Below are 15,046 nucleotides of genomic sequence, written 5' to 3' on the forward strand. Positions count from 1 at the left end.
GCGTCGTTTTTCCGCAACCGTAGCCCCTGCGGGGAAAGCTCACCGCTCGCGTCTGCACCGCCGCTCCGACCCTCGGTTTCTTGGCACGGATCAAAGGGCATACTGCTTAACCTTCTTGCGAGAATGCCCATGAACAAACTCAACGCCGATGACCCCCCGCAACCCCCAAGCAAACCGGTTGCGAGTGGCGAGTCCGGCCTTGCACCCCCGCCACCCACCGTAACCGCTTTGCCCGACGCGTCCGCAGGCGCGGTCAAGGATGTCCCGACTGGCGGCCTCACCAGCGATGAGGCCCGCCGCCGGCTGGAGCAGACCGGCCCAAATACCGTGACGGATACGGCGCTGCATCCCTTGCGCAGAGCGCTCACCAAACTCTGGGCGCCGGTTCCCTGGATGCTCGAAGCCGCGATCCTGCTCGAGTTGGTGCTCGGCAAGTATGTGGAGGCCGCGATCATCGCGGGCCTGCTGGTGTTCAACGCCGCGCTCGGGTTTTTCCAGGAAGGACGCGCGCAGGCGACCCTTGCCGCGCTGAAGTCGCGGCTCGCGTTGAACGCGTCGGTGCGGCGCGACGGGGTCTGGAAGATCGTGCCCGCCGCCGAGCTGGTGCCCGGCGACACGGTGAAGCTGTCGCTGGGCGCGGTGGTCGCTGCCGACGTGCGCCTCACCGAAGGCTCGGTCCTGCTCGACCAGTCCATGCTCACCGGCGAATCGGTACCCATCGAAGCGGGCCTCGGCGTGCAGGCGTATGCGGGTGCGCTGGTGCGGCGCGGTGAAGCCGTGGCGGAGGTCACGGCGACCGGCGCACGCACCAAGTTCGGCCGCACTGCGGAACTGGTGCGCACCGCGCATGTGGTCAGTTCCCAGCAGAAAGCGGTGCTGCGCGTGGTGCGCAATCTCGCCCTGTTCAACGGCGTCGTCATCGTGGTGCTGGTGGCCTATGCCTACTTTCTCAAGATGCCGCTCGCCGAGATCATCCCCCTTGTCCTGACGGCGGTTCTCGCATCGATTCCGGTCGCACTGCCGGCCACCTTTACCCTGGCGGCTGCGGTAAGTGCGAAGGCGCTGGCCAAGCTCGGGGTGCTGCCGACGCGGTTGTCCGCAGTGGACGAAGCGGCATCGATCGATGTGCTGTGCGCGGACAAGACGGGCACACTGACCAACAACGAACTGAAGGTGACCAGCGTCCGCCCCCTGCCCGGCTTCGACGAAGCGCAAGTGATGGGAATGGCAGCGCTGGCGAGCTCGGACGGCGGGCAGGATCCCGTCGATGGCGCGATTCGCGCTGCCGCCTCGCACAGAGGCGCGTCCGACCTGCCGAAGCTGAACAAGTTCGTACCGTTCGATCCCGCCACCAAGATGTCCGAGGCAATGGTGACCGATTCGAGCGGCGCCACACTGCGTGTCGTGAAGGGGGCCTTTGCCGCCGTCGCCGGTCTCACGCAAGCCTCGCCCGATGCGTCCAGGACGGCCAATGAACTCGAGGCGCAGGGCTTCCGCGTGCTGGCCGTTGCGGTGGGTGCGCCGTCGGCGATGAAGCTGGCGGGCATCATCGCGCTCAGCGACCCGCCTCGGAGCGACTCGGCCGCGCTGATCACGGAGCTCCATACGCTGGGTGTGCGCACCGTGATGGTGACGGGCGATGCACCGGCGACAGCCGCCATCGTGGCCCATGCGGTCGGGCTGGAAGGTGCGGTCGCACCGCCCGGGAATATTCCCGACGTAGTACGCGCCGAGGATTTCGCAGTCTTCGCCGGCGTCTTTCCGGAGGGCAAGTACAAGCTGGTGCAGGCATTCCAGAAGGGCGGCCACACCGTCGGCATGTGCGGCGACGGCGCTAATGACGCGCCCGCGTTGCGCCAAGCGCAGATGGGGATCGCCGTATCGACGGCGACCGACGTGGCCAAGTCGGCAGCCGGCATGGTGCTGATGCAACCCGGACTCGGCGGGATTGTTGCCGCCGTCAAGGAAGGCCGGGTCACGTTCCAGCGCATCCTGACCTATACCCTCAACACCATGATCAAGAAGATCGTCATGGTGCTCTTTCTGGCGGTGGGTCTGGTCATGACGGGGCATGCGATTCTGACGCCGCTGCTCATGGTCATCATTATGGTCACCGGCGATTTCCTGACCATGTCCTTGACAACGGATAATGTACGTCCGTCGCCGCTGCCCAATACTTGGCAGATCGGCAACCTGACGATTGCGGGCGCCATCATGGGATTTTGCCTGCTGGCCTTTTGCACCGCCGTGCTGGCCGTCGGTAAATTCAAAATGGGACTCGGAACAGAGGCGCTGAGGACTTTGGCTATGGTCGTGCTCGTGTTCGGCAGTCAGGCAACGCTCTATGCCATTCGCGAACGTCAACACTTGTGGCATTCTCGCCCAAGCCTCTGGGTGATTGTGTCGTCCGTCGGCGATATCTTGATTATCTCGACCTTGGCCACGCTGGGAATCTTCATGGCGCCTCTATCGATTCTCGTTGTAGCCACTACGCTTGCCGCAGCGGTTGCCTTCGCCTTCGTCTTGGATTTTATTAAAGTTCCAATATTCAGTCACCTCAAGATCGCGTAGACCTTGAGATAAAAACGACGGTCATTGACGTGTGCGACTTGCGCTCCCCGTTAAGTGCCCGGGCCGCTGAGAAGCAACTCGCCAATGTCGGGGGTAAAGCAGATTGATATGAACAGCGTTTCGGGCAGCGCGAAAGGTAGAGTATGACGAGACGTTGGCGGACCGCAGTACCCTCACTGCGGTGGCAAGCTTATGCCAAGCACGTTTGTGAACCTGGAGTCTCGCTTGTCGATTCCCCGGTTATGGCCAGCGATGCAAAGTCTGCCTCTCTATCCAGCCACTCCGTCTGGACATGGCGAGCATCCTGCGCATGTGAAACATCGCTAGGAGCCTAGCACGCCGGAAATGTCGAACAGGCCCAGCCCCCGCAATCTGCCGAGCGTGCGGACATCGACATGCAGGCCATGGCGCGCGACATGCGCAACCTTAGCTTTTGCAGTTTTCATAGCCGCGATAATGACGGCCATGAGAATGCTCTTCAAGCGAAGGGTTAACGTTGCGTCCTGGAGATATGCTGGGAATCAGGCGTGTAAGGAGTGGATCATGAAGTCTGTTTGCGTGGCAAAACACGGGCTCTCAGGGCACCTCGATGACTTTGCCCTGCGGCGTCAAAAACGCGGCCTTGACCGTCGCACCGGGGTAGATGGACTGCACGCTCGCACGGTAGGTCTGCATTTTCGCCAGCAGTTCGAGCTGCTCTTGCGGCGCGCCGCCCGACTTGTAGTCCAGCACCCACCAGTGCCCCACATGCCCCGCATCCTTGCGCTGCACCAGCCGGTCCAGCCGCAACATCTGGCCCTGGACAAACATCTCCACCTCGTTGCCCTGCCAGGCAGTCACGGCCGGGTCCCAGGCCCAGGCGCCCTCGCCTGCCAGGATGCGCTGCGCCTTGTCAGCGGCTTCGCGCGCCTGCATGGCGTCCAGCCGGAACTCGCGCTGCACCGCACGCAGCCGCGCATCCGAGACACCACCCCACTCCAGCAGCCGATGCATGGCATTGCCAATGCGGGCCAACAGGGAATCCTCGGCGGCGGCGCTTGAGACAGCGGGTTGCGCAAGCCGCTGAGGGGCGGCGGGCAGCTCCAGCAAGACAAATTCGTCGGCAGCATCGCTCTGCGCCGGGCCAGCCCTTCCAGGCGGTGGCGCAGCGCATTCATCCACGCAGCCGACCAGCCTTTGCCACCAGCTGTCAGGCGCCGCGCGAAACGGCGTGATCGACGACAGCATCAGCGTGTGTTTGGCACGGGTCAGGGCCACGTACAGCGCGTTGATCTCTTCGCGCCGCCGCGCTTCCTGCTCGATGCGCAGGGTCTCCAGGGCGCAGGCGGGTGGCCGGGTTTCGCTGACCAGGAAGACAAATTTCTGCGGTGCACTCGCCGCGCCCGGCCAATCGACCAGCACACCCATGCTGTCGGCGTTGCGCTCGGCGCTATCGGTGTCGAGCAGCAACACGGCCTCGGCCTCCAGGCCTTTGGCGCCGTGGATGGTCAGCAGGCGCACGGCCTGGCTGTTCACCGTGGCCGGCGCCTGCAGGCCGCCCGCCTTGAGCGCGCGCACAAAGGCATAAGGCGTGGCATAACGGCCGCCGTCGAGTTGCAGCGCCGCCGTCAGTAACGCCCCCAGGTTGGCCAGCACGCTGGCGCGCTGCGCAGCAGGCGCGGCAGCGGCAAACCGCGCCAGCACATCACCGTGGTGGTAAATCGCCTGCAAGGCGTCGTGCGGCGGCAAACTGTCCAGCCAGCCTTGATACAGAAGAAAAACAGGCGCCAGCCCTTTGGTGGCGGGCGCAAGCAGCTCTGATTGTTGTAGCACCTCAAACCAGGACAGCCTTGAATCACCCTTTGCCAGCGCGATCTGCACCAGTGCGTCGTCGCTCAAACCGAACAGCGGCGAGCGCAGCGCGCGGGCCAGCGACAGGTCGTGCGGCGGCGAGACCAGCACGTCGAGCAGGGCGACGATGTCCAGCACCTCGCAGCAGTCGATCAAGGCGGTTTTCTCGCCGATCAGCGCCGGGATGTGCAGCGCACGCAGCTCGGCCTGCAAGGGCAGCAGGCCAGCGCGTTTGCGCGACAGCACCATGACATCGGAGGGCTGTAGACCGTGAGCCACCTGCCCGGCTATCCACGCTGCGGCCTGCCGGGCTTCCAGCGTGCGCAGTGTTTCTTCAGGGATCTCGCGCGGGGTCGTCAGGCTGTCGCGCCAGGCGCCTGTGCCGGCGTTTTCAGTTGCAACTTCGCGGCGTGGAATCGGCGGCAGCCTGCCCACTGCGCCGGCTTCGCCAGAGGCGGTGGTGTGTTCGCGAAAACCGTCGTAGCCGTCGTTCTCGCGCGCCGCAGCCATCACGGCGTTGACGGTGTGGATCACCCCCAGGGCATTGCGCCGGGTGTGGTCGCAGCTCAGCAGCTCACCGCCCAGCCCTTCGCGCACAAACTGCTGCGCCGCCTTGAAGACCTGCGGCTCGGCGCGGCGGAAGCGGTAGATGCTTTGCTTGGGGTCGCCGACGATAAATACGCTGGGCGCGTTGCCCGCACCGCCATAGGCGCTGAGCCAGGACCACAGCGCCTGCCACTGCAAGGGGTTGGTGTCCTGGAACTCGTCGATCAGCAGGTGCCGGATGCGCGCGTCCAGCCGCTCCTGCACCCAGCCCGACAACACCTCGTCGCCCAGCAGCACCCCCGCCACGCGCTCAATGTCGTTCATGTCAACCCAGCCGCGCTCGCGCTTGAGCGCGCTGAACTCGGCGATCAACAGGCGGCTCAAACGGGCCATGCGCTGCTGATAAGTCCAGGCCTCGTGCTGCTGGCGTGCGGCCAGCACGCGCAGCACCAGCTCCTGCGCGATGCGCACCTGCTCGATGCCGATGATTTTTTCGCCGAATTTGCGCGGCGTGCCCTTCTCGGTCAGCAACGCAGCAAATGCGCCCTGCATGTCGACAGCGGTCAGCGCCTGTTCCAGCTCAACACCCTTGGCCGCAAAGGTCGGCGCGCTCGCACGCGCCAGCGCCACCGCCGCATCACGAAGGGTCTGACGGTGAAAACGGTTGCTGGTGAGCAGCTCTTCCGGCTCGTCGAGTCCACCGAACTCGGTGAACTGGGCGGTGAAATGCTCGACAGAGCTATCGACCACGCCGGCGGCATCGGCCAATGCGAACTCGGTGCGTTTGTCCAGCGCGGCCTGCAGCGCCTTGTCGGCCTGGAAACGGCCGTAGGTTTGCACCACGGCCTCGAAGTCGGCCTTCAACTCCGGCTGCGCCACCAACGCGGCATAAAAGCGCCGCCAGACCAGCGCTCGCGCCGGCGCGTCGTCTTCCAGCAGTTCGTAATTGAGGGGCAGGCCCTGCTGCTGCAACAAGGCCAAGGGCGCGCTGCGCAGCAAGGCAGCAAACCAGCTGTGGAAGGTGCGTATCTGCACGGAGCGGCCAGTCTCCAGGATGCGTTGGTATAAATTTGATAGCTGCTCACGCCCGTCCGGTATGGGCTGCGGGCCTTTTTCGCTTGAAAAACCGCGCATTGCCAGCTCCCGCGCCAGAGTCGCGTCGTCGGCGTGGGCAAACTGCTCCAGCCACTCGTAGAGCCGCTCGCGCATCTCGCCGGCCGCCCGTTTAGTGAAGGTGATGGCCAGAATTTCGTGCGGCTGCGCGCCGTCCAGCAAGGCCCGCACGATGCGCGACACCAGCATCCAGGTCTTGCCGGCGCCAGCGCAGGCCTCGACCGCCACGCTGCGTCGCGGGTCGCAGGCAATCGCGTAAAACGCCTCGGCAGACACCGGCTGGCCGTTGTGTTCATACGCAGCTTGTTGAGTCATCGCCGTTGCTCCGACCATCCGGCAGAGCCACTTTTCCCATACCAGCAGGGGCTGCGGAACCGGCTTTGCCGGGCCGCAGGCGCAGCGCCCCCCCGGGGGGCAGCGAGCCACACGAAGTGGGGGAGCGTGGGGGCTCTATTCATTCCAGAAGTCTTTCCGACACAGGCCCCGGGCAGCGCAATACTCGCAGGCCCTGCCCTCGCCCAGCGCCGGCAGCGGCGTGCCGCGTGCCACACGCGCCATGTCGGTCAGGATGCTGTCGAGCAGTTCATCACGCAGGGCCACAATTTCCGGCTGCTCGTAGGTGCGTGTGGCTTCCTTCTCGCCAAGGTTCACATAGGCGGCGGCCAGCGTGTCGTCGTCCAGCAGGCCAGCGTAAAACGCCAGCTGGGTATCTTCCTGCGGCTGTTTGAGGCGCTCGCTTGTGGTGGCGCGGTTTTCCGTCTTGTAGTCAAGCACCAGCGCACTGCCGTCGGTGAGCCGGTCGATACGGTCTATCTTTCCGATCAGGGTCAGCTCGCCCAGCGGCATCTGGCGCTCGACCTCGGCCGCTGCAAACACAGCGCCAGTGGCCTCGTGCGCCGCCAACCAAGTGAGGTAGCCCTCGCGCACGCGCGGCCAGCTCGCGGCAAAGGGCAAAAACTCGCTGTCGCTCAGGCCCAGCACGCGGGCCGCCTGCTGCGCGGCGCTGTTGATCAGCACCGTGCGCGCCGGCAGGTCGGGCGCCGGCGCTGCGTGCAGCGCTTCATGGAAGATTTTCAACAGGGTGTGCAGCCAGTTGCCGAAGTCGCGCTTGCCGAGTTCGGTGTCGAGCTCGTCGGCCTCCTGCAGGCGCAGTTGGCGCAGCGCAAAAAAACGGTAGGGGCAGCGCCGCAAATCCTCGTAAGCGCTGGCCGACAGTCGCCTGACCGGCAGGGCTTCACCGGTTGGCAGCGGGCGCGGCGTGGGCAAGAGCTGAAGCGGCCGCAACACCTGCGGGTCCATCGCCATCGCCATGTCGTTCTGCAACAGCAACTCCTGGACAAAGCCGCTGGGCATCAGGCGCTCGCCGTTGTCGCTTTCGCGCCAGAGGATATCCAGATGCGCAAACTGCAAGGCATGGCACCACGCGGCACGCTGAACGCGTGCCTCGGCCTCGCGCGAAGCCAGGCCCAGCAATTCGCGCTGCGGTGGTGTCCAACTGCCCGCCGGCTCGGGCGAGACTTGCAGGTGCTGCTCGTCGCAGCCGGGCAGCACCACGGCCTGCAAGGTGTGCCCCAGCAACTGGCTCAGCGGCAAAATGACCACCTGCGCCCGTGCCGGATGCACCGGTTTAAAAATGGCCGCTTCCAGCGCCTGATTGACCCAGCTCGTGAAGTCGGTCAAGCCCATGCCCCCGCCAGCGCCAGCGAACTCCGCCTCAACGCCCTCGTGCAAGCGCAGGGTATCCAGCACGGCCTGACCCGCAATGTCGCGCACCAGGCCATCCCACTGCCTGGCTTGTTGCAAGGCCGCACGCAGGTCCCGCAGCCAGTCGGCCAGCAGGCGCTGTCGCTGCAGCCCGTCGCGCAGGGCATTGAGGCGGGGCGCAATCACAGCGGTCGCCATCAACGCGCCGCTGACGGCGCGCCACTCGCGCACGCCCTCACGGCGCAACTCCTTCTCGGCGGCGGCGACCTCAGCCGGCGCAAAAGCCGGCGCATTTTTTAGCCAGTCGAGCACGGCGTCGGTGCCGGCATTCCAGGTCAGGGCGCGCAGCAAACCCATCAATGTGGCGGCTGCGCGGGTGGTAGAGAGCTTCCAGCCGGTTTCGTCGCGCAGTGCAATGCCGCGTTCGCCCAGCATGGCGCGCACGCGGCGCGTCAGCTCGCGGTCTTGGGCGATCAGTGCCACCGGGCTGCGGCCCTGCGCCAGATGCGCCAGCACGCAGGCTGCGGCCCGCTGCGCCTCGTCTTCGGCATCCTGCGCCACATGTATTGCCGGCAGGTGCGGCTGCCCCGGCAGATCCAGCGGCATAGCCACAGCGCGCGCGCCGAAGTGCGTTTTCAGCGCTTCGGTCACCGGCTCGGTTTGAAAACCCTCCACCACCACCACCAGCTCCACAGAGAGGCCCGCACCCGGAGAAAACAACACATCAGATGGATAACTTGAGTGAGCCACCCAGGTCAGCGCAATCTGTCCCAGGGCGGCTTCCAGGCGCAGCAACGGTGCCTCCAGGCCTATGCCCAGCAAGGTGCCCATTTGCGCTCCCCATGCCTGCCGCTGCGCTGGTGGTACCGCCGCAGCCAGCCTGGCTAACGAGCTCGCAGCCTCAACCAAGCGGGGAGCCAGCACGACGCTGTAAGCGCCCAAACCCGCACGCGTCAGCAAAGCCGCCGCCGTCAGCACATCGCGCGCCGCGTCCTGGCGCAAGTCGCCTTCGGTCGGCTCGAAGCCGCCAAGGCGGGTGGCCCAATTCATGGTGGTTTCAAAATGTGGCAAAAAATGAACGCCGGCGGCAGCCACGGCCCAGGCGGCCCTGGCTTCCTGAATCAGCTGCGCGTAAGGCAAAAGCACCACCACACGCGCGGGGTGGATTCCGCGTTCACCCAGCAAAGAAGACAGTTGCGCCATCACCCGCGCCCAGCACGGCCCACTCGGGCCAGGGGATGCGGGCAGGATTTTGCCTATCACAACGATAGTGGGAATGGGAGGTTTGGTGCGCAACGGGGGGACTTGGTTTCTGCCACAATGCCTGCAACTTTAGCTTCTATCGACACAATTTCCTGAACTCTCCCCAAAGGACATGCTATGGCCAGCGAACTGATCAAACATACCACCGATGCCACTTTTGAAGCCGACGTGCTGCAGGCCACAAAACCGGTGCTGGTGGACTACTGGGCCGAGTGGTGCGGCCCGTGCAAGATGATTGCACCGATTCTGGACGAAGTCGCCACTGGTTACGACGGCCGCCTGCAGATTGCCAAAATGAATGTCGATGAAAACCGCGACATCCCCGCCAAGTTTGGCATTCGCGGCATTCCGACCCTGATGCTGTTCAAGGACGGCCAGCTCGCCGCCACCAAGGTTGGCGCCATGAGCAAGGCGCAACTGACGGCCTTCATCGATCAGCAACTGGCATAACACGCCACCTGCCGCCACGAAGTCCGGCCCCGCCGCCGGCTCTTCGTGTGCACCACCTCCCCCGCCTCGCCGCGCGGACGAACCCCCTGAATTTCCTGTCATAATGATCCTGTTCGCTGACCGGCCGCTGCCGGTCGGTTCGAGTTCCCGGTTTGTGAAGCGCCTCTAGCTTCCTTTCAGACCTCCCCCGACTTAAAAAATGAACTCCGCGAGGAGTTGACTTCACGCAAGGTTTTCCCATGCACTTAAACGAACTCAAGGCACTGCACGTGTCTGAAGTCCTCAAGCAGGCCGAAGAGCTTGAGATTGAAAACGTTGGCCGTATGCGCAAGCAGGAGCTGATGTTCGCCATCATCAAAAAACGCTCCAAGACCGGTGAAACCATCGTTGCCGATGGCGTGCTGGAAGTGCTGCCCGACGGTTTTGGCTTTCTGCGGGCGCCGGACTCCAGCTACACCGCCAGCACCGACGACATCTACATCAGCCCGAGCCAGATCCGCCGCTTCAACCTGCATACTGGCGACATGATTGAAGGCGAAGTGCGCACCCCGAAAGACGGCGAGCGTTACTTTGCGCTGAACAAGCTTGACAAGGTCAACGACGGCGCGCCCGAAGCGAACAAACACAAGGTGATGTTCGAGAATCTGACGCCGCTGTTCCCGCGTGAACAGTTCAAGCTGGAGCGCGACATCAAGGGTGAAGAAAACCTCACCAGCCGCATCATCGACATCGTGGCACCCATCGGCAAGGGCCAGCGCGCGCTGCTGGTCGCACCGCCCAAGTCTGGCAAAACCGTGATGATGCAAAACATCGCCCATGCGATCACCGCCAACTACCCCGAGGTGGTCATGATGGTGCTGCTGGTCGATGAGCGCCCTGAAGAAGTGACCGAGATGCAACGCAGCGTGCGCGGCGAAGTGATTTCCTCCACCTTTGACGAACCCGCAGCCCGCCATGTACACGTCGCCGAAATGGTGATCGAGCGCGCCAAGCGCCTGGTCGAGCTTGGCAAAGACGTGGTGATTCTGCTCGACTCCATCACCCGCCTGGCACGCGCCTACAACAACGTGCTGCCCTCATCCGGCAAAGTGCTGACTGGCGGTGTCGATGCCAATGCCCTGCAACGCCCCAAGCGTTTCTTCGGCGCAGCCCGCAAAATTGAAGAAGGCGGCAGCCTGACCATCATCGGCACCGCGCTGGTCGATACCGGCAGCCGCATGGACGAGGTGATCTTTGAGGAATTCAAGGGCACCGGCAACTGCGAAATCCATCTGGACCGGCGCCTGTACGAAAAACGCGTGTTCCCGGCGATCCACCTGAACCGCAGCGGCACCCGCAAGGAAGAGCTGCTGCTGGCGCCAGAAATCCTGCAAAAGTCGCGGATTCTGCGCCAGTTCATGTACAACATGGACGAAATCGAGTCGATGGAGCTCATGCTGAAAAACATGAAAGCCACCAAGAACAACCACGAGTTCTTCGACATGATGCGGCGCGGCGGCTAAAGCCGCCACGCCAAATAAGGCCCCCACGGTTGCTCGCTGTGACGGTCTTTTCAGGAAGGCCAGCGCTGGTGTTCGTCATCAATGACATAGGCATGGGAATGTTCGCGGTCGGCTGAAGCTGTACCGGAGGCACCGGCCAGGTGTGCATGCCCCGGAGCAAGGTTGTCGTGTCGGTGCGAAAGTTCAACCGGGTCTTCTAAGGGCCAGAGGCGCATCGAGAGCAGCACCGCCGCACTGGCAACAACGCCCAAGGTGACAAAACTGGTGGTCAGGCCGAATTTGGCGCCCAACCAGCCGGCCAAGGGGTAGGTGATCAGCCAGCAAGCATGGGACAAGGCGAACTGAGCGGCAAAGAGTGCCGGACGATCAGCATCGCCAGAAGAGCGGCGGAGCAGCCGCCCCGAAGGCGTCTGCGCCAGCGAGTAGCCGAGGCCCAGCACAAACCACAGCGGCAGCAACACGGCGTAGCGAGAAGCTAGCGCAGCACCCACGAGAAGGCCGATGGCAATCACGCTCGCACCCACCAGCATCGCGCGCCGTTCCGGCACGCGGTCGAGCACTTTGGGCAACACCAACGCAATCAACATCGAACCCGCTCCGAAGCAGGCCAAAGCGATGGCGGTTGCGGTCTGTGTCAAGCCAAAACCAGCCTGAACCAGCACCACGGTATTGACAATGACCATCGCACTGCCCGAGGCGATCGCGAGATTAAGGGCGAGAAGGCCCCGCAGACGCGGCGTGGCCAGGTAGATGCGCAGCCCGCGGGTGGTCCTCTCATAAATGCTGCGTTTAGGAGGAATCTTGGCTCTTGGCAGGACAGCCGAGACGACGAGCGCTGCGGAGGCGAGAAAGCCGACCACGGTACCGCCGAAGAGGCTGTGAAAGCTGACAACAGTCAACAGCAAGGCGGCAAGCATGGGGCTGACGAGGTTCTCGAGGTCGTAGGCCAGCCGCGACAGGGACAAGGCCTTGGTGTAGGCGCGCTCATCGGGCAAAACGTCCGGGATCGTCGCCTGGAAGGTGGGGGTAAAGGCGGCGGAAGCCGACTGCAGGACAAAGATCAAGGCATAGATCTCCCATATCTGCGTCACAAATGGTAGGGCCAATGCCACAGCGGCTCGTACCAGGTCCAGCCCTACCAGTACCGCGCGACGCGGCAGGCGTTCTGCCAAGGCTGATGCAATGGGAGCAACGCCAATATAGGCAAGCATTTTGATGGCGAGTGCGGTGCCCAGGACGACGCCGGCATTGGCGCCGGCCAGGTCAAAGGCCAGCAGGCCTAGCGCGACGGTAGCCAGGCCGGTGCCCAGCAGCGCGAGGACCTGCGCAAAGAACAGGTGGCGATAAGTGCGGTTGGCAAGGACTTCAGTCATGGTTCAGCTCCCGCGATAGCCCCCCCGGCGCGCGCGAGTTCGCAGTGCGCCCGGTCGATCAACGTCATCACTTGACTATAGCTTATCCTGGGGGATAGGATATGAAACATGACAGAAGCCCATCACCATACCGCCCACCCCAACGTAGTCAAGCGCCTGAAGCGCGCCAGTGGGCATCTGCAAAACGTGATTGTCATGATTGAAGCGCAACGGTCGTGTGTGGATATCGCCCAGCAGCTCCACGCGGTAGAGAAGGCCATCAGCGCAGCCAAAAAATTGGTGATTCATGATCACCTGGATCATTGCCTGGAAGATGTCGTGGAAGCTGGGTCGGCGAGCGTGCACTCCTCGATTGCGGAGTTCAAGGACATCACGAAGTATTTGTAGCCTTAACCAACCCGCGGCCTAATCGAGGTGAGGCAGCGAATCGCTGCAACGAAGGTCGCAGTGCCCTCCATTCACATCATTTTTTTGATGTTGGTATAGTCACCGCGCGTGCGCAGAATGACCTTCACGTTTGACTGGCCCCGGTTGCGCCAGTACCAGCCGTGATTGCCAGTGAACGCGGCCTCCAGGACACCCTCGTCGGAGGAAACCTTACGACCTTTTTCGTAGCTGATTGACTTGCCCGGTGCGTCACCATGGGTGTCGAAGTTGACCTCGCCGCCCTCGACAACCCACGAATACTGCGCTTTTGCGCCTTGGACCATTGTCAGCTTGATCTCCGTTCCTTCTCCCGGGGACAGGGTCACGGGCATCTCGTCGCGCCATTCAACCTTAGGGGCATCAGCCACCACAGCGCTTGCTGGCGATTGCGTAGCATTGGCTGAGGCCATGCCAGGCGTCGTTCTGGCTGCCGGTGACTGTGTTGCCGGTGTCGCGGCAGCCGCATCGGCCGCAGCCTCTGCTGCCAGTTGTTGCTTGATGTTGCCCATTTCGGTCATTCGCAGGACTCGACCAATGCCTGTCGGATCGATGCCGTATTCGGCCGGAAGCACGACGGCAACCAGCAGCACCAGCGCCGAAATGGCGGCCAGGATGGTGGAGCGTACAAGCTGCTTCGAAGAAGGCAGTTCGGCGCGCAGGGGGGTATCGCTGTTGTACATGTTGAATATTCCTTGGGTGTTCAGGACACGAAGTAGCCGGTGAGCTGCATGCCCACCAGAATGAAGCCCGCGCTCATCATGGCGACGTTGGCGGTATAGGCGTTACGAATGAAGCTGGGTGTGCGGCGCCAGTAGCTCATGCCGATCAGGATCACGGCCAATGCCAGCAGCTGTCCGATTTCCACACCCACGTTGAAGGCCAGCAGGTTGGGTAGCAGTCCGTCGGGTGAGATCTCGTACTCAAGGATCTTGGTCGCCAAACCAAAGCCGTGAAATAGCCCAAACACCAGAGTGGCGATCTTGGTGTTGGGTTGAAACCCCAGCCACCGCTGAAAAGCACCGATGTTATCCAGAGCCTTATAGACAACGGACAGGCCGATGATCGCGTCGATCAGGTAGCTGTTGATCCCGACGTTGAAGTAAACGCCCAGGATCATGGTGGTGGAATGACCCAACGCAAACAGGCTCACATAGATGCCGATGTGCTTGATCCGGTAGAGGAAGAAAATCACGCCGAACAGAAACAGGATGTGGTCGTAGCCGGTCATCATGTGTTTGGCGCCCAGGTACACAAAGGGCAGCAGATTGACGCCCGAAATTTCCTGGATGTAACCCTTGTCGCCTGCGGTGACTGCGTGGGCCAAGGCCTCTGTGCTGCCAACGAAAAGACAGATGAAGAATGCCGAAAGAAGCAAGAGACGGGATTGCCAGATCGCCCATGGCGAACGTGGCAGCCTGTCGTGAACATAGCTGTGCATAAAGACTCCGATGGTCTGAAAGAAGGGAAAGCGCTGCGTGCAGCAGCGCGAGGACGGGAAGCGTCTCAGCCCATGGGCGGGCGTTCCAGCCGGGACGCCTGAACCATTTCAATCCACGGTCGCCCCAGCCCCCACCAACCGGGAAGCTGCGGTGCTGCAGAACTCCAGGCAACTGGCAAGGCGTGGGCTTTGTCGTGCGAGTGATCCGCCCCGTGGTGGGGATGGTCGGTACCTGCGCTCTGATTCTTCATAGCCAACTCGCCGCCTCTATCCTCGTGCACATGTCCGTGCGACTCGGCAGAGGAAGGTGGTGCGACGTGGAGCGCAGCTGAGATGACCGCGAGGCCATGGGAACCCGTGCTCCCAATCGAGGAGATGATCGTCCCGAACATGATCACCACCAGAACCAGCCATCGCACGCTCAGCGCTGCCCCGTTAGGGCGCAAGGAGCATGAGACAAGCAAGGTCATGGGGTGCAGTTGAGTTTTAAGGCCAAAGAAGAGGATTATAGTAACCTCCCCAGGGGGATAAAATTCATCCATGAAACAACCGCATACACATGCATCTCATCGAGCCATCATCAAACGCCTTCGCAGAGCCAGTGGGTACTTGAGCTGCACCATGGACAAGCTAGTGCAACACTGCACCACGCACGGCGTTGGCCATCAAGATGTCGCATACGATGATGACAGTATTTTCCAATTCAGGTATGAGCCTGAAGGGTTCGCAATTTGGGTAATTTCGATGTGCGGGCTGACCAGGTTGAAAAGGGAAGTTTAAGGGCTTGCGGAATTTTTTAAATCAGGCCCCTGCCAGGCCGCCGGAGGCCC

At 62.8% G+C, this 15,046-nt stretch carries 10 protein-coding genes; 4 read left to right on the forward strand and 6 right to left on the reverse strand.

Features of this window, described 5'->3' with window-relative positions:
- The first annotated feature begins 129 nt into the window (after positions 1–129).
- Positions 130–2,571: an HAD-IC family P-type ATPase gene (locus tag Q8O29_RS10280; protein ID WP_305562429.1), complete on the forward strand. Its 2,442-nt coding sequence runs from the start codon at positions 130–132 to the stop codon at positions 2,569–2,571.
- Between the two features lie 323 nt (positions 2,572–2,894).
- On the opposite strand, the gene Q8O29_RS10285 is transcribed toward Q8O29_RS10280, so the two are convergent.
- The 3 genes from Q8O29_RS10285 to Q8O29_RS10295 form a co-directional block, all read right to left on the reverse strand.
- Entirely contained in the window at positions 2,895–3,038 is a 144-nt protein-coding gene (locus Q8O29_RS10285) for a hypothetical protein (RefSeq protein WP_305562431.1), read from the reverse strand.
- A gap of 109 nt (positions 3,039–3,147) precedes the next feature.
- Positions 3,148–6,375, reverse strand: a complete 3,228-nt coding sequence (locus tag Q8O29_RS10290) for an exodeoxyribonuclease V subunit beta (protein ID WP_305562433.1) — start codon at positions 6,373–6,375, stop codon at positions 3,148–3,150.
- A 135-nt stretch (positions 6,376–6,510) separates the two neighbouring features.
- Positions 6,511–8,967: a PD-(D/E)XK nuclease family protein gene (locus tag Q8O29_RS10295; RefSeq protein ID WP_305562435.1), complete on the reverse strand. Its 2,457-nt coding sequence runs from the start codon at positions 8,965–8,967 to the stop codon at positions 6,511–6,513.
- Positions 8,968–9,144: 177 nt separating this feature from the next.
- Between Q8O29_RS10295 and trxA the strand changes: the two genes are divergently transcribed.
- A complete protein-coding gene (trxA, locus tag Q8O29_RS10300; RefSeq protein ID WP_305348010.1) occupies positions 9,145–9,477 on the forward strand; it encodes a thioredoxin TrxA in 333 nt (110 codons plus the stop codon).
- A 239-nt stretch (positions 9,478–9,716) separates the two neighbouring features.
- Complete coding sequence (rho, locus tag Q8O29_RS10305; RefSeq protein ID WP_188709245.1) at positions 9,717–10,979, forward strand: transcription termination factor Rho; 1,263 nt, start codon at positions 9,717–9,719, stop codon at positions 10,977–10,979.
- 50 nt (positions 10,980–11,029) lie between these two features.
- Here rho and Q8O29_RS10310 read toward each other — a convergent pair whose 3' ends face one another.
- On the reverse strand, positions 11,030–12,352 hold the full coding sequence (locus Q8O29_RS10310) for an MFS transporter (protein WP_305562437.1): 1,323 nt from the start codon (positions 12,350–12,352) through the stop codon (positions 11,030–11,032).
- A 108-nt stretch (positions 12,353–12,460) separates the two neighbouring features.
- Between Q8O29_RS10310 and Q8O29_RS10315 the strand changes: the two genes are divergently transcribed.
- Complete coding sequence (locus tag Q8O29_RS10315; protein ID WP_305562439.1) at positions 12,461–12,739, forward strand: metal-sensing transcriptional repressor; 279 nt, start codon at positions 12,461–12,463, stop codon at positions 12,737–12,739.
- Positions 12,740–12,810: 71 nt separating this feature from the next.
- Here Q8O29_RS10315 and Q8O29_RS10320 read toward each other — a convergent pair whose 3' ends face one another.
- Both Q8O29_RS10320 and Q8O29_RS10325 read right to left on the reverse strand, forming a co-directional pair.
- A complete protein-coding gene (locus tag Q8O29_RS10320) occupies positions 12,811–13,458 on the reverse strand; it encodes a transmembrane anchor protein (protein ID WP_305562441.1) in 648 nt (215 codons plus the stop codon).
- Positions 13,459–13,478: 20 nt separating this feature from the next.
- Positions 13,479–14,216: a HupE/UreJ family protein gene (locus Q8O29_RS10325; protein ID WP_371134202.1), complete on the reverse strand. Its 738-nt coding sequence runs from the start codon at positions 14,214–14,216 to the stop codon at positions 13,479–13,481.
- Positions 14,217–15,046 lie beyond the last annotated feature (830 nt).

It is taken from the genome of Polaromonas sp., assembly GCF_030689685.1.
In the GTDB taxonomy this organism is placed as follows: Bacteria; Pseudomonadota; Gammaproteobacteria; order Burkholderiales; family Burkholderiaceae_C; genus Polaromonas.

Bases quoted from the DNA above. Each gene is read 5' to 3' on its own strand.
- Q8O29_RS10310 (WP_305562437.1), bottom strand. From the start codon at position 12,352: ATGACTGAAGTCCTTGCCAACCGCACTTATCGCCACCTGTTCTTTGCG.
- Q8O29_RS10295 (WP_305562435.1), bottom strand. From the start codon at position 8,967: ATGGCGCAACTGTCTTCTTTGCTGGGTGAACGCGGAATCCACCCCGCG.
- rho (WP_188709245.1), top strand. From the start codon at position 9,717: ATGCACTTAAACGAACTCAAGGCACTGCACGTGTCTGAAGTCCTCAAG.
- Q8O29_RS10285 (WP_305562431.1), bottom strand. From the start codon at position 3,038: ATGGCCGTCATTATCGCGGCTATGAAAACTGCAAAAGCTAAGGTTGCG.
- Q8O29_RS10325 (WP_371134202.1), bottom strand. From the start codon at position 14,216: ATGCACAGCTATGTTCACGACAGGCTGCCACGTTCGCCATGGGCGATC.
- Q8O29_RS10290 (WP_305562433.1), bottom strand. From the start codon at position 6,375: ATGACTCAACAAGCTGCGTATGAACACAACGGCCAGCCGGTGTCTGCC.
- trxA (WP_305348010.1), top strand. From the start codon at position 9,145: ATGGCCAGCGAACTGATCAAACATACCACCGATGCCACTTTTGAAGCC.
- Q8O29_RS10280 (WP_305562429.1), top strand. From the start codon at position 130: ATGAACAAACTCAACGCCGATGACCCCCCGCAACCCCCAAGCAAACCG.
- Q8O29_RS10315 (WP_305562439.1), top strand. From the start codon at position 12,461: ATGACAGAAGCCCATCACCATACCGCCCACCCCAACGTAGTCAAGCGC.
- Q8O29_RS10320 (WP_305562441.1), bottom strand. From the start codon at position 13,458: ATGTACAACAGCGATACCCCCCTGCGCGCCGAACTGCCTTCTTCGAAG.